Annotated in this window: 16 protein-coding genes and 1 pseudogene; 8 read left to right on the top strand and 9 right to left on the bottom strand. The window is 59.4% G+C overall.

All coding sequences use genetic code 11. From position 1 onward, the window contains the following. Positions 1-408: 408 nt before the first annotated feature. The 4 genes from OK411_RS22635 to OK411_RS22620 form a co-directional block, all read right to left on the bottom strand. Entirely contained in the window at positions 409-786 is a 378-nt protein-coding gene (locus OK411_RS22635; RefSeq protein ID WP_136492767.1) for a hypothetical protein, read from the bottom strand. Beyond that, a complete protein-coding gene (locus OK411_RS22630) occupies positions 774-1,229 on the bottom strand; it encodes a hypothetical protein (RefSeq protein WP_264365723.1) in 456 nt (151 codons plus the stop codon). The genes OK411_RS22635 and OK411_RS22630 overlap by 13 nt, the downstream gene beginning before the upstream one ends. Positions 1,230-1,530: 301 nt before the next feature. Continuing rightward, positions 1,531-3,942: a glucose/quinate/shikimate family membrane-bound PQQ-dependent dehydrogenase gene (locus tag OK411_RS22625; RefSeq protein ID WP_264365722.1), complete on the bottom strand. Its 2,412-nt coding sequence runs from the start codon at positions 3,940-3,942 to the stop codon at positions 1,531-1,533. Between the two features lie 217 nt (positions 3,943-4,159). Further along, positions 4,160-5,521: a carbohydrate porin gene (locus tag OK411_RS22620; RefSeq protein WP_136492769.1), complete on the bottom strand. Its 1,362-nt coding sequence runs from the start codon at positions 5,519-5,521 to the stop codon at positions 4,160-4,162. Between the two features lie 299 nt (positions 5,522-5,820). Here OK411_RS22620 and OK411_RS22615 point away from each other — a divergent pair, with 299 nt between their 5' ends. Both OK411_RS22615 and OK411_RS22610 read left to right on the top strand, forming a co-directional pair. Further along, positions 5,821-6,051 carry a VF530 family DNA-binding protein gene (locus OK411_RS22615; protein ID WP_016773359.1) on the top strand — a complete coding sequence of 77 codons (231 nt, stop codon included), beginning with the start codon at positions 5,821-5,823 and terminating at the stop codon, positions 6,049-6,051. A gap of 1 nt (position 6,052) precedes the next feature. After that, the gene (locus OK411_RS22610) at positions 6,053-6,691 is read left to right on the top strand and encodes a Pr6Pr family membrane protein (RefSeq protein WP_136492770.1); all 639 of its coding nucleotides are present in this window, start codon (positions 6,053-6,055) and stop codon (positions 6,689-6,691) included. A gap of 9 nt (positions 6,692-6,700) precedes the next feature. Here OK411_RS22610 and OK411_RS22605 read toward each other — a convergent pair. From OK411_RS22605 to OK411_RS22595, 3 genes and pseudogenes are all read right to left on the bottom strand, one after another. After that, a pseudogene (locus tag OK411_RS22605) lies at positions 6,701-6,787 on the bottom strand (metal ABC transporter ATP-binding protein); the annotation flags it as partial. Positions 6,788-6,811: 24 nt separating this feature from the next. Next, entirely contained in the window at positions 6,812-7,597 is a 786-nt protein-coding gene (locus OK411_RS22600) for a siderophore-interacting protein (RefSeq protein ID WP_125917662.1), read from the bottom strand. After that, positions 7,594-8,169 carry a PadR family transcriptional regulator gene (locus tag OK411_RS22595; RefSeq protein ID WP_024014184.1) on the bottom strand — a complete coding sequence of 192 codons (576 nt, stop codon included), beginning with the start codon at positions 8,167-8,169 and terminating at the stop codon, positions 7,594-7,596. The genes OK411_RS22600 and OK411_RS22595 overlap by 4 nt, the downstream gene beginning before the upstream one ends. A 496-nt stretch (positions 8,170-8,665) precedes the next feature. Here OK411_RS22595 and OK411_RS22590 point away from each other — a divergent pair, with 496 nt between their 5' ends. From OK411_RS22590 to OK411_RS22570, 5 genes are all read left to right on the top strand, one after another. Next, positions 8,666-9,157: a CS1 type fimbrial major subunit gene (locus OK411_RS22590; protein WP_136492771.1), complete on the top strand. Its 492-nt coding sequence runs from the start codon at positions 8,666-8,668 to the stop codon at positions 9,155-9,157. A 111-nt stretch (positions 9,158-9,268) separates the two neighbouring features. Then, positions 9,269-11,791 carry a CS1-pili formation C-terminal domain-containing protein gene (locus tag OK411_RS22585; protein ID WP_136492772.1) on the top strand — a complete coding sequence of 841 codons (2,523 nt, stop codon included), beginning with the start codon at positions 9,269-9,271 and terminating at the stop codon, positions 11,789-11,791. A 119-nt stretch (positions 11,792-11,910) separates the two neighbouring features. Beyond that, the gene (locus OK411_RS22580) at positions 11,911-12,654 is read left to right on the top strand and encodes a molecular chaperone (RefSeq protein ID WP_123443754.1); all 744 of its coding nucleotides are present in this window, start codon (positions 11,911-11,913) and stop codon (positions 12,652-12,654) included. A gap of 33 nt (positions 12,655-12,687) precedes the next feature. Beyond that, on the top strand, positions 12,688-13,188 hold the full coding sequence (locus OK411_RS22575; protein ID WP_136492773.1) for a CS1 type fimbrial major subunit: 501 nt from the start codon (positions 12,688-12,690) through the stop codon (positions 13,186-13,188). Between the two features lie 47 nt (positions 13,189-13,235). Next, positions 13,236-14,480: a hypothetical protein gene (locus tag OK411_RS22570; protein ID WP_136492774.1), complete on the top strand. Its 1,245-nt coding sequence runs from the start codon at positions 13,236-13,238 to the stop codon at positions 14,478-14,480. Positions 14,481-14,624: 144 nt separating this feature from the next. Here the strand turns inward: OK411_RS22570 and OK411_RS22565 are convergent, their stop codons facing one another. Both OK411_RS22565 and OK411_RS22560 read right to left on the bottom strand, forming a co-directional pair. After that, positions 14,625-17,768: a transglycosylase domain-containing protein gene (locus OK411_RS22565; RefSeq protein ID WP_264365721.1), complete on the bottom strand. Its 3,144-nt coding sequence runs from the start codon at positions 17,766-17,768 to the stop codon at positions 14,625-14,627. A gap of 1,215 nt (positions 17,769-18,983) precedes the next feature. Continuing rightward, the gene (locus OK411_RS22560; protein ID WP_264365720.1) at positions 18,984-19,442 is read right to left on the bottom strand and encodes an REP-associated tyrosine transposase; all 459 of its coding nucleotides are present in this window, start codon (positions 19,440-19,442) and stop codon (positions 18,984-18,986) included. 472 nt (positions 19,443-19,914) lie between these two features. On the opposite strand from OK411_RS22560, the gene OK411_RS22555 reads away from it, so the two are divergent. Next, positions 19,915-21,336 (top strand): amino acid permease, encoded by a 1,422-nt coding sequence (locus OK411_RS22555; RefSeq protein ID WP_110646216.1) that lies wholly within the window; start codon positions 19,915-19,917, stop codon positions 21,334-21,336. The last annotated feature ends 6 nt before the right edge of the window (positions 21,337-21,342 follow it).

The raw sequence follows: 21,342 nt of genomic DNA, 5'->3' as shown, positions 1-21,342 counted from the left end.
GCCGGTACGTATGGATCAAGAGCATGGGCAGTACTCGATCTTGCGCTCATTGTGGAGCTGCCGAAGGCTGCGATCTTTTGATTTTGATTTTCTGTGGGAGCGAGCCTGCTCGCGAAGGCGGCCTGAATTTGACTAGGTTCCTGGAGTGAATGTAGGTTCTGACCAACGGTTGTATTGATGTCGTATATAGCCCGATCAGGATTTGGATTCGAGAAAGCTCATACCCGGGACGGTAATTTCACTATCGATTTTGATACGCAAGCTGATCATTACAAGATGTCTTTCCATGCGGTTGTTAATGATCCAGTTGCCGGCGACATAGACATTCTCGGGAGCTTTGACCTGCGTATGTAGTAGATATCCTGCAGCCTCGATGTATTGCAACCCGTGGCAGACGTCACTCCTCTATCAATACGCTCCGCTCGGAGTGTTCCTCGTACCTGAGGTGTATTGGCAACTGACGATCCTTGACTCGCTGTATCGATACAAGGCGGCCAGTCTGGATTTTTCGCAAACATCCATGACCTGCTCAAATTGCTCGGCAGTTGCCTCGACGCGCCACTGTAGTGTTTGGCCTGTCTGACAATTGGATGCGGCAGGCGTGATGTTCATGGATTTCAATTCATTGAGCGCTGCACTACAGTCTTTTGCCTTCTCTGCGTTATTGTCAGCCTGCGCAGGGATCCAGGCACTGAGTGCGAATATGGCAGCCAGCAGGGCGATGCGCAGTTTCGAATAAAGGCTCATACAGAAGGTCCCCACAACCAGCGTTGTCAGATCGGCCATGTCAGTCCCTGAACCACAAAGAATCCATTACAGGTGAGTTCCCGCGTGTCATTCGTGTGCTGTGCTTTGCCGGAAAATTTGTAATCTTTGAGGTCGTATCGGTACACGAAGTTACTGATTTGGGTTACCGCTATAATTGAAGAAGTTGTTGTTTCAAATTCATAGGGACGAGGATCGGTTCGGTCTATGACAATCGTTTCTGAATAGCGCAAAGGGGAAGGATCCAGCGGGTAGCGAAGCGAGATGAAGATGTTTCGAGCGCCCGACAAGCCGTCGTTGTGGCGGAAAGAAAAGTTGTATCCCCCTAACACGTTGAAGGAAATGGATGTGCTTGAAGTGCTGTAGCTGGTCAAGTCCAGATAATTACCGCTGATGGTGCCTTTGACATCAGTTTCAATAGAGCCGAACGCGAAGACGGCGATGGTTACGTTTGGGTTTGCCATGAGAGCTGCCTCTGTATGATCCGAATAATGAAGAGGCAAGTCTGGGTAAAAGCGTGAACGCTGTGAACTGTAATACCTGACAGTTTTTTATTCTTGTTCGCGATAATTATTCAGGCCCAGTGCATTTCTCAAACGCTACCGACCCGCCTGTCGGAAAATTCTGGCGCATTGATCAGCGCCTGCAGGACGAAGCTGTTCACAACCGCTCCCACAGGTTTATTCATTGCCTGCCAGGTTGCGCTCACAAAAAAAGGCGATGTCCCTCACGGAACATCGCCTTTTCATTACCGCCAGCTAACGCTTATTCCGGCAGTTTGTACGCAATGATGTAGTCACCCATCTTGGTGCCCAGCGAGCCGTGACCGCCAACAACGAGCAGCACGTATTGCTTGCCGTCCTTGCCGGTGTAGGTCATCGGAGTCGCTTGGCCGCCTGCTGGCAGGCGCGATTTCCACAGCTCTTTACCGGTATTCACGTCATAGGCGCGCAGGTACTGGTCGAGGGTGCCGCTGAGGAAGCCGACGCCGCCGGCGGTAACCATCGAACCGCCCATGCTCGGTACGCCGAGGGTGAAGCCGATCGGGATTGGCGAGCTGTCGCGGCTGGTGCCGTTTTTGCGTTTCCACACAACTTTGCCGGTGGTCAGGTCGATACCGGCGACGTAGCCCCAGGCCGGGGCCTGGCACGGTACGCCCAGTGGCGACATGAACGGGTGCATGATCACCGCGTATGGCGCGCCGGTGTTTGGCTGCACGCCCGAGGTTTCGCTCTCGCGCTTGCTGCCGGCTTCGACTTGCTCGCGTGGGACCATTTTCGAGACGAAGGCCATGTAGTTCGGGCTGGTGAACAGCAGCTGGCGAACCGGGTCGACCGAGACGCCGCCCCAGTTGAACACGCCGACGTTACCCGGATAGATCAGGCTGCCCTGTTCCGATGGCGGGGTGTACTGGCCTTCGTAACGCAGTTCCTTGAACTGGATGCGGCACAGCATCTGGTCGAACGGGCTGGCGCCCCACATGGCTTTTTCGGTCAGTTCCGGGGCCAGCAGGTTGAGATCCGAACGGGCCTGGGTCGGTGCGGTGTGGTCGCCTTTGACAGCGCCTTGCGGTACCGGGATTTCCTTGATCGGAATGATCGGCGTGCCGTCACGACGGTCGAGGACGTACAGGCTGCCCTGTTTGGTCGGGGCGATCAGCGCAGGTTTCACGCCGTCGGCGGTTTTCATGTCGAGCAGGGTTGGCTGGCTGCCGACGTCCATGTCCCACAGGTCATGGTGGGTGAACTGGTAGTTCCAGCGCACTTTACCGGTAGCCAGGTCCAGGGCAACGAGGCCGGCGCTGAATTTCTCGGCGCCCGGGGTGCGGTTTCCGCCCCATTGGTCCGGGGTCTGGTTGCCCAGTGGCAGGTAGACCATGCCGAGTTTTTCATCGACGCTGGCCAGCGACCACATGTTCGCCGAGTTGCGGCTGTAGGTTTCGCCCGGGGCCAGAGGCTCAGTGGCGTCCGGCTTGTCGCTGTCCCAGTTCCACACCAGGTGACCGTCGCGCACGTCGAAGGCGCGGATCACGCCCGATGGCTCGTTGGTCGATTCGTTGTCGGTGACGTGACCGCCCATGATCACCAGATCACGGGTGATCGCCGCTGGCGAGGTTGAGTAGTAGCCGCCGGCGGTGAACGGGCCGATGCCTTGGGTCAGGTCGACCACGCCTTTGTTGCCGAAGCCTTCGCAGATCTTGCCGGTGTCGGCGTTCAACGCAATCAGGCGCGCATCAGCGGTTGGCAGGAACAGACGACGCGGGCAGGCCTGAGCAACGGCCTGGCCGGCTTCGGAGATGACCGCGGAACCGGCGTTTTCAGACTTGGCATAGGCGGCTTCGTCGTAATACGAAACGCCACGGCAAGTCATGTGGGCGAAGCCCTTGAAGCCGACCGGGCTCTTGATCTGTGGATCGAAGCGCCAGATTTCCTTGCCGGTGTCCGGGTCCAGCGCCAGCACTTTGCTGTGCGCGGTGCAGGCGTAGACCATGCCGTTGGCTTTGAGCGGGGTGTTTTCGTTGGTCAGCTCGACCGGGTCATCGGCAGTTGGCAGGTCGCCGGTCTGGATGCGCCAGGCTTCCTGCAACTTACCGACGTTTTCCGGGGTGATCTGCTTGAGCGGCGAGTAGCGGTCACCGAACTCGGTGCGACCGTACGCTTGCCAGTCGCCATCCGGCATGGCCGGTGCGGTGCTGGTCATGTCCGCGCTGTCGCGGCCCAGTTCGCCGAAGGTTTCGCCCGGGTGGGTGAAGAGGCTGGCCAGAGCGGTAACACCGGCCAGGATCACAGCGACGGTCAGGCCGCCAGTGCCGATTTTCGCCGGGCCGTTGAGCAGCAGCGGACGACGGAACCACGGCAGCAGCATCACGAAACCGAGGACAAACCACAGCGCCAGACGCGGCACCAGTTGCCACCAGTCCAGACCGACTTCCCACAATGCCCACACCGTGCTGGCAAACAGCACGATGGCGTACAGGCCCAGCGCCGCGCGGCGACGCATCAGCAGCAGGATGCCACTCAGGGCGATGCCGATACCGGCCAGCAGATAGTAAAGCGAGCCGCCGAGCATGCTCAGCTTGACTCCCCCGGCCAGCATGGCCAGGCCCATCAGTAGAAGCAGGATGCCGAGCAGGCCCGGTAGCAGACGGCCCCGACTCGAAGCACTTTCGGTGCTCATAGTGTGATTCTCCGTGACGTTTATGTAGTCCCGCGCTGTAGTCACTTTAGATGACGATTTGGCGCAGGCATGGTTCAGATAAAAACTTGTTCGACTAACGAAATGCATTCCTGTGGGAGCGAGCCTGCTCGCGAAAGCGGTGTATCAGGCAACACTGCAGCGACTGACATGCCGCCTTCGCGAGCAGGCTCCCTCCCACAGGGGTTAGCTGTGATCTTTAGAACGACGACTGGATCTTGATCCCGCCAATCAGGGCGTCGTCGACGTCGTTCACGCCACCTGGGTGGCGGATGTATTGCAGGTTCGGGCGTACGGTCAGCCAGTTGGTCACGTGCACGCCGTAATACAGCTCGGCGCTGTATTCGGTGCCCTGCGGTGGCAGGAACGCCGGATTGTCGTAGTCGTAGACAGCATTGGCGCGGTTAGTCATTTCGGCGTTCTTGCGATAGGCCGGGTTGACGTGCACACGAGCGAGGGCAAAACCGATGTCGTCCTTGGCGCGGGCATCGAACGGACCTTTGTAGGTCAGGCCGGCCTGCACGTAGTTGTCGATGGCGTTGGTCTTCTTGTCATGCATCGTCGCGTTGGCGAACAGGCTCAAGCCGCGCGAGTGGTCGCTGGCGATGCTGGTGACCTGCTGCTGCACGCCCAGCCATACGCCGTGCTTGCTCGACGCGCTGCGGTAGGCTTCGCCGCTCAGCGCTGCCGGTTGGTCATTGCGATCTTTATAGACGTCAGAGGCCTTGGCATTGCTGTAGTAATAACCGGCGCGGTATTCGCCCGGCAGGCCGTTGAGCTTCGGCGTCCACACCAGTTCGACCGGCAGGATCGCACCTTGCGTGCCGCTGCCGCTGAGTTTGAAACCGTTGCCGCGATCGAGGTTCGACGGGTTCTGCTCATAGGCGCCGACCTGCGCATACAGCTCCGGCGTCAGGTGATATTTGACCCGCAGCGCCCATTGGCTGACCGGCCAGTTGTACCAGATGCCGCCGACCCAGTTGCCGACCTGCGAGCCGCAGAACGCGAGGTTCTGGAAGTCGCAGGGAAAGCTGTTGAAGTCTTCGCCTTCGCCGAAGCGGCCGACCTTGATATCGAGTTTCTGATCGAAGAATTTCTGCTGATACCACATCTGCGTCAGGCGCGTGGTCTGGCCACGGCCCCAGACTTCCTGGGCGGAAGTGAAGCCGCCAACGCGCGGGTCGTTGATGCGGTCGTTGCTGATGTTGTTGCCGCTGCGTTTGGTGATGGTCAGTTGAAATTCGGCGTCGTTCCAACCGAGGATCTTCTGCAGATCCAGATGGGTGCCGAGGCCGAACTGGTCGCTGTAGCGGGCAGTGCGGTCGTGGTCGTAACCGCCGTGCAGGTTGCTGCCCATTTCGCCGGTGTAATCGAGTTTGAAGTCGTAGCCTTTTTCCGCAAGTTCTGTGCGCGTGCCGTTCCAGTCACCGAGCATGTACGGTGATTCACTGTCGAAGGCCGGCGCCGCGTGGGCACAGGTCGCCAAGCCAAGGGCGGTGCAGCCGCCAAGGGTGCGCAGGGCAGAGATAGCGCTGTCTCGGGAGAAGGAAAAGTCAGGCATGAAGAAGTCTTTTTTTGATGTTTTTCGAGTGCAGGCCGAGCGCTTCAGATTGTCGCAGGCAGTGAAGCGTTTCAGCGGAAGGGCGGCAGGATAATGATCTGTAACAAATTGAGAAAGCGCTTTTGCAGACATGCAGCGTTTCGGATTCGGTAATAGTGCGGCAAACGGGCGCATTGTGAGCCGGGCCACAGCCTGCGATCTTCCCGGGTTGGCCTACATTTGCAGGAAGGCCTTCCACCTGCTCTGCCCCTCGGCTAAGGTGCGCGGCTTCTGCATATCACTTCGCCCAAAGGCCCGGCATGAACGAACAATCCCCCGATCCGCTGCACGGCGTGACCCTCGAACAGATCCTCAACGCACTGGTGACTCACTACGAGTGGTCGGGTCTGGCCGAGCGTATCGACATCCGTTGCTTCAAAAGCGATCCGAGCATCAAGTCGAGCCTGACCTTCCTGCGTAAAACCCCGTGGGCGCGGGAAAAGGTCGAGCGCCTGTACGTGAAGCTGATGCGCACCAAGCGACCGCTCTAAGATGGACAGCGCGAGGCGCCGACGCCTGATCACCGGCCTGGCCGTGTTGGGCTGGGCGGGGCTGGCAATTCAGCTGTACCTGATTCTCTTCGCACGATTAAGCATTGGCGCCAGCCTGCTGGGCGGGCTGGTGAGTTTCTTCAGCTACTTCACCATATTGACCAACACCCTGGTGGCGACGGTGCTGACCTGCGCGGTCACCGAGCGCGAATCCGCCGCACGGCGCTGGTTTCTGCAACCGTGGGTCAGCAGCGGGATCGCGGTGAGCATCGCCGTGGTCGGTCTGGCCTACAGCATCCTGTTGCGGCACTTGTGGCACCCCGAAGGCTGGCAGTTTGTTGCCGACGAATTGCTCCACGACGTCATGCCATTGCTGTTTCTCGGCTATTGGTGGTGCTGCGTCCCCAAAGGCACGTTGCGCCTCTGGCACTTGCCGCTGTGGCTGATCTATCCGCTGGTGTATTTCATCTACGCCTTGCTGCGCGGGCATCTGCTTGGCGCCTATGCGTATCCGTTCATTGATGTGGCGGTGTTGGGATATCCACAGGTGCTGGCGAATGCCGGGGGGATATTGGTGGGGTTTGTGTTGGTGGGCCTGCTGATTATCGGTCTCGACCGCAGATTGTCCGCACGAAGTTGAGATCCAGTGTGGGAGCGAGCTTGCTCGCGAATGCGGTGTATCAGTTTGCATGGATGTTGACTGACACACCGCTTTCGCGAGCAAGCTCGCTCCCACAGGGGAATTGTGGTCAGAGGAAAATCACTCCTCGTCAGAGCCTTCCGCGCGCCAGTAGCCGACAGCCTTGATGAACTGTTCATCGAGCCCATGCTCATCGATCAGCACCCGGCGGATCTGCCGCGAGACCTTGGTCTCGGTGGCCACCCACGCGTACAGATTGCCCTTGGGCACCTGTAATTGCTTGACGGTAGCCAGCAGGTTGTCCTTGCCACCTTCACGCAGCACCCAGATCACATTGAACTGCGCCGCGCTTTCCAGCACTTGCTGCTCGGCACCGTTTTCCACTTCGATCACCACGAGTGCCCGGCGATTTGCCGCCAGACCTTCGAGGCGGCGGGCGATGGCGGGGAGGGCGGTTTCGTCGCCGATCAGCAGGTAGCTGTCGAAGATGTCCGGCACGATCATCGAACCGCGCGGCCCGCCGATATGCAGGAACTGCCCCGGTTGCGCCTGCTCCGCCCAAGTCGAGGCAGGGCCGTCGCCGTGCAGGACGAAATCGATGTCCAGCTCCATTTTTTCCAGATCGTAACGACGCGGCGTGTAGTCGCGCATCTCGGGCATCGGCCCGTTGTCCTTGCCGGCGCCCAGTTGCATCGTCTCCAGCGCCGCCGCTTGTTCGGCGTTCTGCGGGAACAGCAGTTTGACGTGATCGTCCGTGCCCAGGCTGATGAACCCGGCCAGTTCCGGCCCGCCGAGGGTGATACGGCGCATGCGCGGGGTCAGGTCGGTGACGCGCAGCACTTCAAGCTTGCGCCGTTTGATTTCGTGCATCACGCGGTGAATGGTTTGGTTATCGACTGCAGTCATTCGGCTTTCTCCGTGGCTGGTTGAACGGCAGGGCCGTCGACGATGGCTTTGGCGGTGTCATTGAGCAGGTCGCGTACGCGCAGGATTTCCTCGGCGCTCCAGCGCCCGTGGTGCAGTTGCAGGGCATGACGCAGGTTGTGCACCGCTTCGTGGATTTCCGCCGGACGATCATGGCCGCGCAGCGAGCGCTTGCTGACGTCGATGCGCATGCGGACGCCGTCGAGCGCCACCGCTTGTTCACTTAAAGACAAACGACCGGCGTCGGTGACGCTGTAACGCTTTTTGCCGGCCTCGGCATCACCGGCGATCAGGTCGCTCTCTTCCAGAAAGGTCAGGGTCGGGTAGATCACCCCGGGGCTGGGGCTGTAGGCGCCGTCGAACATGCCTTCGATCTGGCGGATCAGGTCATAACCGTGGCAGGGCTGCTCGGCGATCAGCGCCAGCAACAGCAATTTCAGGTCGCCGGGGGCAAAGACTCGCGGGCCGCGGCCGCCGCGTTCGCGACCGGGGCGCTTCTCGAAGCCGTCGCGGCCATCGCCATGCTCGCGGTGGGGGGAATGATGGTCTCTCATTTCGCTTCTCTCTCGTCGTATTTAGATACAACTTAAGATATATCTTAAGCGCTGTGCAAGATGTTTTTAGCCTCTGGCGACGCTCGACGGACGAGCGGTCGGCGTGAAAAAAGCCACAAAACTCTTCCCAATCAAAAAATAAAAAGGGGTGACCTTAAAGTTAAAGTTATCGCTCTAGTTGTGCTTGAGTATATATTCTAATTTCTCGCAAGTTGCCGCGTTAAAGCGGCTAAGTTGCTGTATGGTTTTTTGCCTGTAACTGTGTGTAGGGCGCAACTTACAGCGAATGTTGCAAGTATCTGTTTTTTGTTCTTTTTTCTGGCGGGGTGTGGGGTTGTTTAACTACAAGTTTGTCGGAAGTTGCCTGCTTACATTCCAGAGGCAACAGTCGATGATGCCCGGCATTGAAAGTTCAAGTTGCTTCAGCGGTCGACGAGCAAAAGGTTTATGAACTTTCAATGACACCCCCTTATATAAAGCAAACAGGTACTGAACGATGTTCAAGAAAATCGCAATCGCTGCTCCACTGGCTCTTCTGGCAATGTCCTCCACGGCCTTCGCGGCGAATGAAGCGTCGCACTCCATCAGTCTTGTCGCCACAGTGCCAACCACCAGCTTCTATGTGGTGCCGGTCGACCCTGATCTGGTCAACAAGGACCAGGACATGAGCTACAACCCTGCCACCGGCAAGATGACCGAGGTCAAAGGTTACTTCGACGTACGTAACACTGACGGCTCCGTTCACGCCAGCCTCAATGGCATCCCTATGCTGCAATCGGGTGTCGATCAGATTGCCCTGGACGTTGAATTCAACGGCAAGGTTCTTACCCAAGTGCCACAAATGGTTGTGGGTGAAGATGAATCCGACAGTACCTACCGCGCATTGCTGAAAATCGCTCCACGTGCCAGCTCCACATACGCGCCGGGTGATTACACCGGAACTATTGCAATGGTTTTCGATGCGGTACCTCCGGTCGGTTCGCGCTGATCGCATGATCGCCTGCTAGACGCCCACCTTCGCCGTGGGTTTGACCGGCGGGGCAAACATCCGTGTTTGCCCCGACGGACTTTCATTGTCTGAAAATCAGAGTACGAGTTCATGTTCCCGATGACACCCATCGCGGCTGCGCTTGCGCTGTTGTTCTGTGCCAGCGCAGTCATGGCTTCCGACGCCACCGGTACCACGCCACGCAGTTTGCTGGCGCAGGCCAAAGGCTTGCCGGCGGATTTCGAGGAGCATTTCTTTGATGTACCGCTGGCGGTGCGGGTCGAAGTCGATCAGCAGCCGCTGGGCGAAGCCATGGTGGTGCTGTCGCGAGATGACCGCATCACGCTTCTCGAATTCACCGATACCAGCGAAAACCGCTTTGGCCCGGCCGAGCGGGAAAAGTGGGCGAGCTACCTCAAACCCGGTGTGCCTCTGGGCGCGTGCCGCGGTTCATGTCCCGATCAGTTTCTGGCGGTGCACTACAACCTGCAAAGTTCGCTGGTTTCGATCCTCACTGAAAATGCCGAGCGCGATGTTCAGGCCAAGCGTTATTACGAGCAACCCGACGGCGGCAGTCGTGGCCTGATGGTGCGCAATCAACTCAATCTCAATGGCGGCCAGGATCAGGATCTGGGTGGGCGCTTCGGCCTGGAAGCCAGTTCCAGTCTGGGCAATTGGAGCCAGACCCTCAACCTGCAAATGGCCCGGCTCGGCGGTCCTGATACCAAGCTGTATCACGCCGTGCATGAGCTGCACACCCAGCGCGAACTGCAAGGCAGTTTCTTTCGCCTGGGCTATTTCACCCCCAATTCCGAAGGGCTGATGCGTCAGCCGCGCACGTTCGGCACCAGCCCCGACACCGCTGTAGGCCTCATGTATGGCAGCTCCGACAGTCTGGCGATCAACACGCCGATGCCGAGCGTGTATCCGATCTACGTGACCGCCAATCGTCAGGGGGCGGTGGAAATCTGGCGCAACGGTTTGCTGATCAACACGCAATCGGTACCCGCCGGTCTGCAGTCGCTCGATACGCGGCCGCTGCCGGGTGGCATTTACGAGGTGGAGGTTCGCCTGATCGAGGACGGCCAGATCACCTCCACCACGCAGGAACTGGTCTACAAGCCGAGCAACTGGCGCAACCTCGATGAGCGCTGGCGCTACAACGTATTTGCCGGCGAAGAAAGCAAACTGTTGAGTAACTGGGACAAGCAAAGCAGTGGCAGCCCGACCGCCGGTGCATCGCTCAACTATCTGTTGCATCCGCGGGTGATTCTCGGCGCTTCGGCGCGGCAGATTCGCGAAAAGCTGCAGTACGGCACATCCATCGACTGGACGCTGGCCAACCACCTCAGCCTGTATGCCAATGTCTACAAGACCGAGGATTACGGCACCGGTCTGGATCTGCAAAGCCTTTACAACTACGGCGCGGGCAGTCTGGTGATCAGCCACAACCGCAGCTGGCTCGACACCACCAACACCTACGAAACGCTGCCCGACGGCACACGCGTTCGTCCGCGTAACGTGTTCGTCGGCCAGACCAGCAATTCATCGCTGGCGCTCAATCATCGGGTGAGCAGCAAGAGTTCGGTCAATGCCCGGGTGTCGCACAGCGAAGGCAATGTCGAAGGCATGGGCCTGGATCTGGGCTGGACCCAGCGCACTGTGCTGCTGGGCAGTGATGCCAGTTGGCGCCTGTCGGTCTTTGATCGCCCGGGCAGTTTCAGCAGCGGCGATGCGCGCAATCGCGGGATCGATCTGAGCATCAATCTGGCGCTCGGCGCGCCCGGTCAACAGCTCACCGGCAGCATCGGCTCACGCACCGCCCGTGATGGCAAACGCGACAACAACGCCTCGCTCGGCTGGCGCAAGGATTTCAAGGATCACGTGCTGCAAAGCGTCTCGGTCACGGCGCTCACCGATACCTACGGTCTGGGCATGTCGAGCCTGGCCAATTTCCGCACCGATGCGGTCAACGGCGATGGCTTTATTCAACGCTCGTCCTACAACGGCAATTTCACCGGCGGCCTCAACCTCGACAGCACGCTGGTCGTCGGTGGCGAGCAGATGCTCATGACCAATCACAGCGAAGTGCGCGGCGCCGGGATGATCGTCGATGTCGAATCGGACATCGACGACATCATCCTGCGTGCCGACGACTATAGCGGGAGCAGCGCTGCCTTGAAGCCGGGGCGCAATTTCATCCCGATCACGGCCTATCAGAACAGCTCCGTGAGCTTCGACTTCGAAGGCAATAACGTGCCCGCAGCGACCATCGAGCCGGCGCGCACTCGCTATCACCTGAACAAGGGCGGGGTGGAGTACCGCAAGATCCGTGTGATGAAAACCCTGACAGTGCTCGGTCGCCTGATCGATGAAGCAGGGCAGCCGCTCAAGGGCCATCATGTGATCAACCATGCCAGCCGTGGCGTCACCGAGGTCGACGGGTTCTTTTCAATGGAGATGAACGCCGGTTCGCCGACCCTCGAAATCCGTCGCGATAATCGCTTGCTGTGTCAGTTCCGCCTCGATGCCAACCAGTACCGCAGTGAAAACAACGTCCTGATGATAGGCGATCTGCGCTGCACGCCAGACACCGTGGCCGACGTCGGTGTCACCGCGCAGAAGGCGGGCTGAACCGATGACCAAGTCCACATTTGGGCGACACGCGCACCAGCAATATCAGCGCTATCCGGGAAGCCGACGTATGAACGTGCACGCCGGCGCCTTGTTCCTTTTTTCATGGAGTTGAAGTGATGAACCGTGGTTTTTTGCTGGGCGTGCTCAGCGTGTTTTGCCTGACGGCGCAGGCCGGGCCGCAGATCAATGTCGGTACGGTGTACGACTATATGGATGGCGACAAGAGCACTTATCTGAAACGGGTGTTCAACAGCGGCGATGCCACCGCGTTCGTCAAGGTAAACGTTCTGGAGATTGTCTACGACGCCGACGGCACGCCGAAGGAAATCCCGGTTGAGAACGCTGCCGACGGCGCTTCGCGCAACGGCCTGATGGCCAGCCCGGCGCGGCTGATCGTCCCGGCCGAGGGCATGCAGGGCACCCGCTTGCTGTACATGGGCGAACGCGATCGCGAGCGTTACTTCCGCGTGCGCTTCGTGCCGGTGGTGCCGGAAATGGAAGACGAGTTCGCTGTCAGCCAGGAAGAACGGGAAGACTACAAAAAGGCACTGACGGCCGGGGTCAACGTGATGACCGGTTTCGGCACGGTGTTCTTCGTACGGCCTAGGGAAACACGGTTTGCCACGACGATCAATGAAACCGACAGCCGCTACGAACTGCGCAATGACGGCAACACCGTGGTGATTGTCGACGAGTTCAGAGACTGCTCGTTGAGCGACGAAACCGACTGCGGTGTGACCACCAAACACCATGTGCTGGCGGGCAAGACGTTCGCTTTCGACAAGGAGAAGGGCCGTGGGTACCGCTTCTTCCTGATCGAAGGCAGCGAGAAGAAGAACCTGACGGTCAGCAGCCGCTAGGTCTGCTTTTCATTGACGCAACGGGTAACCAACATGATCAAGCAATGCACCGTCGTCGCGCTGATAGCCGCGGCGGCCATGGCCAGCGATGCGGCCTGGGCGGCTCGGGAAGCACACACGTTCGAAGTGACAGTGGAAGTTCCGAACCGATCGTTCTACATCATTCCCGCGGTGCCGGACTGGATTCACCGACCGCAGCGGCTCGACTGGAATCACTCGACCTCAAGCCTGAGCAGTGTGCGCAAGTACTTTGATGTGCGTCATGACACCAGTGCGATTGAAGCGCGGCTGGAATCCGCACCCTACCTTTCGAACGGTCGGCCGGCAGACGATATCAGTCTGCGCGTGACCTTTAACAAGGTGGAGCTGAGCGCCGAGATGGCGCCGCGCGAGGTGGTGTCGCAGGCCGAGGCCGCTGCGGGGACACGGGTGCTGTTGCAGATCGACCCGATCAGCCCGGAGGGCGGCTACCGCCCCGGGGATTACGCCGGCAACGTGCTGTTGCTGTTCAGTGCCCGAGCGCCTGGCGAGTGAGATGGCTCGCGCAATGCTGGTATCGAAGTATTTTCTGGAGACCACCCATGATTTTTTCTAGCGCCCCGGGCATCCGCCCATGGATCGGATTGCTGTTGACGTTGTTCAGCGCTGCGGCAGTGGCCGAAGTGCACAACATTGATGCCACCTTCGAGCCGGACTTTGCCAATCCGCAAAAAAATCAGTTCAAGAATCAGACCCCATCCCAGGGTTTCTGCCGTCAGGTACCGGCAACGTGCGAGTCTTTGGGGCTGTTCAGCCTGATCGCGCAAATTCCGTTCGCCGCCAATGCACCGATTCAGGCCAACCACGCCGATCCGCGCCAGGGTGGCATGGCCAAAGTGCCGTCCGACTGGAGGACTGTTTCGGTGACCAACGCTGCCGGTGATAGCCACGTTGTCGAGGTGAGAATCGCCGGTGTTGGTCACGAGGCGGGCTTCCCGTTGTCGGTCGTCGAGCTGACCGGAGGCGGCTGGTGGGATGACTTGTGGGAGGGCGGCGGCTGGGTCTACGCTCCGCCACCGTGTCTGAGTGTCGGTACCCATACAGCGGGATATCATGGTTACAACAGCTTCTGGAGAGTTCCGGAAGGGGCGGGGGCCTGCGCCAAGAAAGCTCAGTTCGATATACCGCTTGGCATGAGCTATCAATATTTCGTCTTTGCCTACGAACTGCGCACGCCGGATCCGCTGAAAATGGACGCTGGCGACTACACCGGTGCCATTACCTACACCGTCGGTCCGAACATGGATTTCGACATGGGCGATGTGATGATCCCGAACGACTCGATACTGACCCTCAATTTCAATTTGAGGGTCACGCACACCATGAAGGTCGATATTCCTCCCGGCGGCAACCGCGTGGCGCTGCAACCGGTGGGCGGTTGGCAGTCGTGGCTGAACGAGGGCCGCAAGCCGACCCGGCTGATGCGTGACCAGACGTTCAATATCTCGGCCTCGAGCCGCTTCAAGATGAACATCGAGTGCCAGTACTTCTTCGTCAACGACTGCTTGATACGGGAATCGGGCACCGGCCATGCGGTACCACTGGAAGTCAGCGTCAGCCTGCCCAACGGGCTGACCGATGGCGCCGGACAAGCGGTCAATCGCCGGCGATTGCTGCGCGATGGCACGGGCACCGAGTTGTTTCAGCCGAGCTTTTATCTGGACCGCAAGGTGGGCACGCTGCATTTCGAAGTGGCCCGCGATGCGGTGGAAAGAATGATCAGGGAAGGGGAAGCGCGCACCTATTCGGGCAATGTCACGGTGATCTGGGATTCAGAGGTAGGTTAAGCGCGATTCCGGCCAAGCAGCCCATGCCAGTCTGGCTGCGTTCAGACGCTCGATCGGGCCCCAGCGTCTTGCGCGGCTGAACGGGGCCAGCCTGGCAGAACTCCTCGCGGTCTTTGCGACGGAAGCAGGAGCAGTAATACGCTGTCATCCGGACAGGATTGCCAACTGCGCCGGCCCGGTGGTAACCACGGGGGGATTTTCCGCCGGACGACATTGCGAGTCACTGCCCGGTTGCAGATACGGCGTGAGAATCGGCGCCATGCCCTTGAGCACCTGCGTGGGCAGGGCCGAGGTGAACTTGAAGTTCTCTGCCGAGCGCCCCGGGACGAAAGCGGTGAGGGTGCCGAAATGGTGATCGCCGATGTAGAACACGAAGGTCGCCGTGCGGTTGATCGACTTCGAACTGATGATCCGCCCGCCGGAGCCGATCGCCGCAATACGGTTGTCGCCGGTGCCGGTCTTGCCGCCCATGGCCAGCGGCGTGCCGTCGGGCAATTTGAAACTGCCCGACAACCGTTTGGCGGTACCGGCATCGACCACTTGCGACAACGCCTCGCGCATGGCTCTGGCCACTTCCACCGGCATCACTCGTTTACCCACGTGCGGGTCGTTGACCAGTCTGGTTTCGTACGGCGTATCGGCGGCGAAATGCAGGCTGTCGATGCGCAACGTCGGCATGCGCACGCCGTCATTGAGAATGGTGCCGATCAGCTCGGCGAGCGCGGCGGGACGGTCGCCGGAACTGCCGATGGCGGTGGCCAGTGACGGCACCAGGTGATCGAACGGGTAGCCGACTTTCTGCCAGCGCTGATGAATGTCGAGGAACGCTTCGATCTCGAGCATGGTGCGAATGCGGCTGTCGCGCGCGCCTTTGTGCCGGCTCTTGAACAGCCAGCTGTAGACTTCCTGGCGCTCGAAATGGCTGGCCTTGACGATCTCGCTGAAGGTCGCTTCCGGGTGATGCAACAGATAACCCATCATCCACAGATCCAGTGGATGCACCTTGGCGATGAAGCCCTGATCAGGCAAATCGTAACTGCCGGGCCCATAGGCATCGTAGAGGCGGATCAGGCGGTCATCGGTGAGTTTCTCCTTGAGCTTGGCGCCTTTGAGGTGGGCGCGAACAAAGCTGTTGAAGTCTTCCTGGCTGGCATCCGGCAACAGATAACGGTGCACCGCCGCCATGCGAATCGGCGTCGGGCGGATGCTGTCGAGGAAAGTTTCCAGGCGCGCCTGGGTGTCCTTGTTCTTGTACTTCTTCCAGAACTTGAGCAGGAATGAGGTGCCTTCGCGGTCGGCGAAACTGGCCAGGTATTCCTGGCGGCGGGGGTCGCGGTCATCCTTGAGCAATTCGCCATTGGGGCCTGAGTAGGTGGTGTAACGGACGATGTCGCGCATCAGCCGAATGAACGGCAGGTTGATCGACTCGCGCAGTGAATCGCGCAGAGTCGGCAGGCGACCGTTGTCCTCTTTGCGGAAGTTGTTGAATCTGTGCAGGCCGCCGCCAGTGAAAAACGCTTCGCCGGGGCTGGCCGAATATTTGCGATCCAGCGCGGCGCCGAGCAGCTTCGACAGATCGTGATCCTTGTTCTGGATCAGGTAGTCGATGACCCAGCGGCTGAGGCGGTCCTGATCCGGTACCTCAACTTTCTTCAGTTCTGGCCCGCTCATCGCGCCGTATTTGTCGTGCAGCTCGGCGACGATTTGCAGGTACGTGGTCAGCACACGCATTTTCGCCGTGGAGCCGAGTTCGAGCTTGCTGCCTTCGTTGATGTCGAACGGCTGATCGGTGCTGTCGGTCTGCACGCGTACGCGCGAGCCGTCCGGGGTCAGTTCGAAGAGGGTGAAGCTGTAGCGCACTTGCGTGGTGCTGGTCGGCGTCAGCAGGCGTTCGCCGAGCAGGCCGATCTCTGCTGCGTAGGCCGGATCGGCGAGTTTTTTCAGATAAGCCGTGGCCTGCGTTTGCAGGTCGCCCTGCAGGGTGCTGGTGGCTGAGAGGTCGAGACGATCGAGGTCGTAAAGCGGCCGGTTGAGCATGCTCGCCAGGCGGCTGCGGGCAACACTGATGCCCTTGTTGGTTTCAATCGGCTGCATCGTTGGCTGGGTCTGCCAGTCACGGTAGGACACGGTGCTTGCCAGCGCGGCGTCGGCCAGAGCGCTGTCGATCACGCCGTTCTGCTTGAGCAGGCGCAGGTGGCTGTCGGTGAGGCTCGCCAATTCCTCGCGGCCCTTGGTCAGGTAATGCGAAGGACGGCGCTGGGCGATCATCAGCGAGAGCATTTCACGCAATGCCAGGCCTTTGGCGGCCATGGTCTGCGGATCGGTCTTCGGGCTGTTCAGTTGCTCGTTGGCCTTGTTGAAATCGCTGCCGTACCAGACCCGCAAACCTTCGGCCATGCCGTGCACTTCACCGTGGCCAGGTACCGCCGAGAGCGGCACGCTGTTGAGATAGTCACGCACGATGTTCTGCCGCGAACCTAGAGTCTCTGGGCCATCCTGGTAGGCGCGCACGCTGGCGGAAATCATCTGGCGGATCTTCTCCGCGCCGGACACGGTCAGGCCATCGGGCGAGTGGCGATACTTTTCCAGTTGCGTCGCCAGGGTGCTGCCGCCGGCCGATTGCCCGGGCAGGCGCAGCAGCTTGGCCACTTGCGACCATGCCGCCATACCGAAGCGCGGCCAGTCCACCGCCGGGTTGGCCAGCGGTTGTTTCGGGTCGAGGAGAAAGCGGTTTTCGATGAACAGCAGGCTGCTGACCACCACCGGCGGAATCGCCGCGAAGTCGGCATACAGTTGCTGCGGATAGTTGTATCGATACAGCGGCGCGCCTCGGCAATCGGTAATCGACAGCCCGGCCTGAATCTTTTCCGAATACGGCACGAACAGGCCTTTGTCGGTGTAACCGAGCAGGGCGGGGGAGAAGCGCGTTTGCTCGGTGATCACGTAATTGCGCTTGAGCAGGCGTGGCAGGAATTCGTCCAGGGAGCTGTAACCCAGGCGCAGATCGAATGGGCCGTTGCCCGGATAACGAATCGCTTCGCTGGGGCCGGGTTCAAGTTTGTAGGTCAGCGAAGCGGCGTACTGGCTCAGCTCCCGCGCCTGGAAACGCGAGGTGCGCATTTCCTTGGACGCAGCGAGTCCCACCACCACCGCAATGATCAAAAACAGCAACCAGAAAGCCTTCCACCCGTGCCGGTTGCGACGGGGTTTTTCAGGGACAGGCGCTTCATTCACGCTTTCAGTCTGAACCACGGTTTTACTCGAATCGGTTTGCCACAAAGCGCCCATAGTCGACTGATCCATTCACGCAGATTGATCGGACTTGTCTGAAGCTTAGACGGTGGTTGAAGCCGGTGAAAAAAATGTGAAGAGCGGAGCCGGCGCTTTATCTGAATAAAACTGGAACAAACACTGTGGCGAGGGGATTCATCCCCGCTGGGCTGCAAAGCAGCCCCAAAACCTGCCAACACGGTTTCTACAGGCACACCGCGTGTGAGCAAGTTGCGACTGCTGCGCAGCCGAGCGGGGATAAATCCCCTCACCACAAGGATGCTGTGCACATCCCGGGAAGTTGTCTGTGTGAGGAAAGGATTCCCTGTGGCTAGCAGATTTATCAGTCATGCAGGGACTCCCTGTAGCGAGGGGATTCATCCCCGCTGGGCTGCAAAGCAGCCCCAAAACCTGCCACCACAGTTTCTACAGGCCCACCGCATGTGAGCAAATTGCGCCTGCTGCGCAGCCGAGCGGGGATAAATCCCCTCACCACAAGGATGCTGTGCACATCCCGGGATGTTGTCTGTGTGAGGAAAGGACTCCCTGTGGCTGGCAGATTTATCAGTCATGCAGGGATTCCCTGTGGCGAGGGGATTCATCCCCGCTGGGCTGCAAAGCAGCCCCAAAACCTGCCACCACAGTTTCTACAGGCACACCGCGTGTGAGCAAATGGCGACTGCTGCGCAGCCGAGCGGGGATAAATCCCCTCACCACAAAGATACTGTTCACATCCCGGGATGTTGTCTGTGTTGAGGGAAGGACTCCCTGTGGCTGGCAGATTTATCAGTCATGCAGGGATTCCCTGTGGCGAGGGGATTCATCCCCGTTGGGCTGGAAAGCAGCCCCAAAACCTGCCACCACAGTTTCTACAGGCCCACCGCATGTGAGCAAATTGCGCCTGCTGCGCAGCCGAGCGGGGATAAATCCCCTCACCACAAAGATACTGTTCACATCCCGGGATGTTGTCTGTGTTGAGGAAAGGATTCCTGTGGCTAGCAGATTTATCAGTCTTGCAGGGACTCCCTGTGGCGAGGGGATTCATCCCCGCTGGGCTGCAAAGCAGCCCCAAAACCTGCCACCACAGTTTCTACAGGCCCTCCGCGTGTGAGCAAATGACGACTGCTTCGCAGCCGAGCGGGGATAAATCCCCTCGCCACAAGTAGGCTGTGCACATCCCGGGATGTTGTCTGTGTGAGGAAGAAACCCACCTATTCCATAGAACTGTTGTGCTCAGAGCCAGCAGGCATCCCAAAGCGGGTAATCACCGAGGTTATCGACCAGCCCGGCTCGCAAGGGATTATTGATGATATAGCGGGCGATGGGCTCCAGGTCCTCGCCGTCACGGATCGCACGGTCGTGGTAGCCGGTTTGCCACAGCGGTCCGTGACGTCCGGTTTTTCTGTTAACCGCATGCGCACAGCGAGCCTTTACACCGCCAATGACTTCACCAAGTGAGCCGCGTTGCAATTGCATCAGCCAATGAAAGTGGTCAGGCATGACAACCCAGGCGATGGACTGCGCGACTCCTTGCTCATGAGCCCGGCGCAGTTCGGCAACCAGTAACCGGCCGGTCTGCCAATCTGCAAATACGGGCTGGCGTTCGTGGATGACCGAGGTGATGAAATAGGCACGACCGTTTTCCGAGAAACGACCTTGGCGCAGACGGTGGGAGTTGGGACGGACTGGCATGTGAGCTTCCTTGCATGTGCTCCTGGCTTTTTCAAAGGTTAGTGGTTGGCCGTCCCGCTCGGCGCTGCAACTGTTGAGCGAAATTTCTGAATCCGTCGGGCGATTTATCCGTGATCAAGCGAGGCGAGACATCACACAGTGGATCAAATGCCCTAGGGCTGAAACATGACGCTGCACCATCGCTGTGCAATACTTCGCGGCTTTTTCAGTGACGACTTTTCCTACGTAATGCAGGTAATGCCTCTCCGCAGAACCCACTATTGCCGAGAGTTGTCGCTGAATGTTGTGACTTTTAGAGTGAAAAATCCTGCCCTGAGCTTTTTATACTGCACGCCCCGCTGATCTTTCAGGCCCGCCCTGCAAGACGCGTCTGCCCACGAAGCCGACGCGGTTTCCTGCCCAGCCAAGGCCTATCGGCCGACGCTTCGAAACCCGGTGGTCATATCCAATAACAAGACGAGGTTGTACCCCTATGCCAGTTGGCAATCCTCTGCCGCACGGCGACACCGCTTCGGGCGGTCCGCTCAAACGTGAACTCGGCGAACGGCATATCCGCCTGATGGCGCTCGGTGCCTGTATCGGCGTCGGCCTGTTTCTCGGCTCGGCCAAAGCCATCCAGATGGCCGGTCCGGCGATCATGCTTTCCTACATTCTTGGCGGTCTGGCGATCCTGGTGATCATGCGCGCACTCGGCGAAATGGCCGTGCATAACCCGGTGGCCGGTTCGTTCAGCCGCTACGCGCAGGACTATCTCGGTCCGCTGGCAGGCTTTCTCACCGGTTGGAATTACTGGTTTCTGTGGCTGGTCACCTGCGTCGCGGAAATCACTGCGGTGGCGGTGTACATGGGTATCTGGTTCCCCGATGTACCGCGCTGGATCTGGGCCCTGGCGGCGTTGATCAGCATGGGCTCGATCAACCTGATTGCGGTGAAAGCCTTCGGCGAGTTCGAATTCTGGTTCGCCCTGATCAAGATCGTCACCATCATCGCCATGGTCATCGGCGGCGTCGGCATCATCGCCTTCGGTTTCGGCAATGATGGCGTGGCGCTGGGCATTTCCAACCTGTGGGCCCACGGCGGTTTCATGCCCAACGGCGTGACCGGTGTGCTGATGTCGCTGCAGATGGTCATGTTCGCCTACCTCGGTGTCGAGATGATCGGCCTGACCGCCGGTGAAGCGAAAAACCCACAGAAGACCATTCCTGACGCGATCGGCTCGGTGTTCTGGCGGATTCTGCTGTTCTACGTCGGCGCGCTGTTCGTGATTCTGTCGATCTACCCGTGGAACGAAATCGGCACCCAGGGCAGCCCGTTCGTGATGACCTTCGAGCGGCTGGGCATCAAGACCGCCGCCGGTATCATCAACTTCGTGGTGATTACTGCGGCGCTGTCGTCGTGCAACGGCGGCATCTTCAGCACCGGGCGCATGCTCTACAGCCTGGCGCAGAACGGCCAGGCCCCGGCCGGTTTCGCCAAGACCTCGAACAACGGCGTGCCGCGTCGGGCGCTGTTGCTGTCGATCGCGGTGTTGCTGCTGGGCGTAGTGCTCAACTATCTGGTGCCGGAAAAGGTCTTCGTCTGGGTCACCTCGATTGCCACCTTCGGTGCGATCTGGACCTGGGTGATGATCCTTCTCGCCCAGCTGAAATTCCGCAAAGGCCTGAGCGCCAGCGAACGTGCCGGCCTCAAGTACAAGATGTGGCTGTACCCGGTCAGCTCGTACTTCGCCCTGGCGTTTCTGGTACTGGTGGTCGGCCTGATGGCGTACTTCCCGGATACCCGCGTGGCGCTGTATGTCGGGCCGGCGTTTCTGGTGTTGCTGACGGTGTTGTTTTACGTGTTCAAGTTGCAGCCGACGCAAGTGTCGCAAGGTTCGGTGCGTTCGGTTTCTTGAATCCTG

This window comes from Pseudomonas sp. RG1, from assembly GCF_025910115.1.
Taxonomy (GTDB): Bacteria; Pseudomonadota; Gammaproteobacteria; order Pseudomonadales; family Pseudomonadaceae; genus Aquipseudomonas; species Aquipseudomonas atacamensis.
Note: the sequence above shows the minus strand (reverse complement) of the source record. Positions and strands in the feature narration are given on the sequence as shown.

What these genes read in the sequence shown, in the direction of transcription:
- OK411_RS22565 (WP_264365721.1), bottom strand. Translation starts at nt 17,768, where the DNA reads ATGGGCGCTTTGTGGCAAACCGATTCGAGTAAAACCGTGGTTCAGACT.
- OK411_RS22580 (WP_123443754.1), top strand. Translation starts at nt 11,911, where the DNA reads ATGAACCGTGGTTTTTTGCTGGGCGTGCTCAGCGTGTTTTGCCTGACG.
- OK411_RS22560 (WP_264365720.1), bottom strand. Translation starts at nt 19,442, where the DNA reads ATGCCAGTCCGTCCCAACTCCCACCGTCTGCGCCAAGGTCGTTTCTCG.
- OK411_RS22570 (WP_136492774.1), top strand. Translation starts at nt 13,236, where the DNA reads ATGATTTTTTCTAGCGCCCCGGGCATCCGCCCATGGATCGGATTGCTG.
- OK411_RS22610 (WP_136492770.1), top strand. Translation starts at nt 6,053, where the DNA reads ATGGACAGCGCGAGGCGCCGACGCCTGATCACCGGCCTGGCCGTGTTG.
- OK411_RS22615 (WP_016773359.1), top strand. Translation starts at nt 5,821, where the DNA reads ATGAACGAACAATCCCCCGATCCGCTGCACGGCGTGACCCTCGAACAG.
- OK411_RS22590 (WP_136492771.1), top strand. Translation starts at nt 8,666, where the DNA reads ATGTTCAAGAAAATCGCAATCGCTGCTCCACTGGCTCTTCTGGCAATG.
- OK411_RS22625 (WP_264365722.1), bottom strand. Translation starts at nt 3,942, where the DNA reads ATGAGCACCGAAAGTGCTTCGAGTCGGGGCCGTCTGCTACCGGGCCTG.
- OK411_RS22620 (WP_136492769.1), bottom strand. Translation starts at nt 5,521, where the DNA reads ATGCCTGACTTTTCCTTCTCCCGAGACAGCGCTATCTCTGCCCTGCGC.
- OK411_RS22595 (WP_024014184.1), bottom strand. Translation starts at nt 8,169, where the DNA reads ATGAGAGACCATCATTCCCCCCACCGCGAGCATGGCGATGGCCGCGAC.
- OK411_RS22585 (WP_136492772.1), top strand. Translation starts at nt 9,269, where the DNA reads ATGTTCCCGATGACACCCATCGCGGCTGCGCTTGCGCTGTTGTTCTGT.
- OK411_RS22600 (WP_125917662.1), bottom strand. Translation starts at nt 7,597, where the DNA reads ATGACTGCAGTCGATAACCAAACCATTCACCGCGTGATGCACGAAATC.
- OK411_RS22575 (WP_136492773.1), top strand. Translation starts at nt 12,688, where the DNA reads ATGATCAAGCAATGCACCGTCGTCGCGCTGATAGCCGCGGCGGCCATG.
- OK411_RS22555 (WP_110646216.1), top strand. Translation starts at nt 19,915, where the DNA reads ATGCCAGTTGGCAATCCTCTGCCGCACGGCGACACCGCTTCGGGCGGT.
- OK411_RS22635 (WP_136492767.1), bottom strand. Translation starts at nt 786, where the DNA reads ATGGCCGATCTGACAACGCTGGTTGTGGGGACCTTCTGTATGAGCCTT.
- OK411_RS22630 (WP_264365723.1), bottom strand. Translation starts at nt 1,229, where the DNA reads ATGGCAAACCCAAACGTAACCATCGCCGTCTTCGCGTTCGGCTCTATT.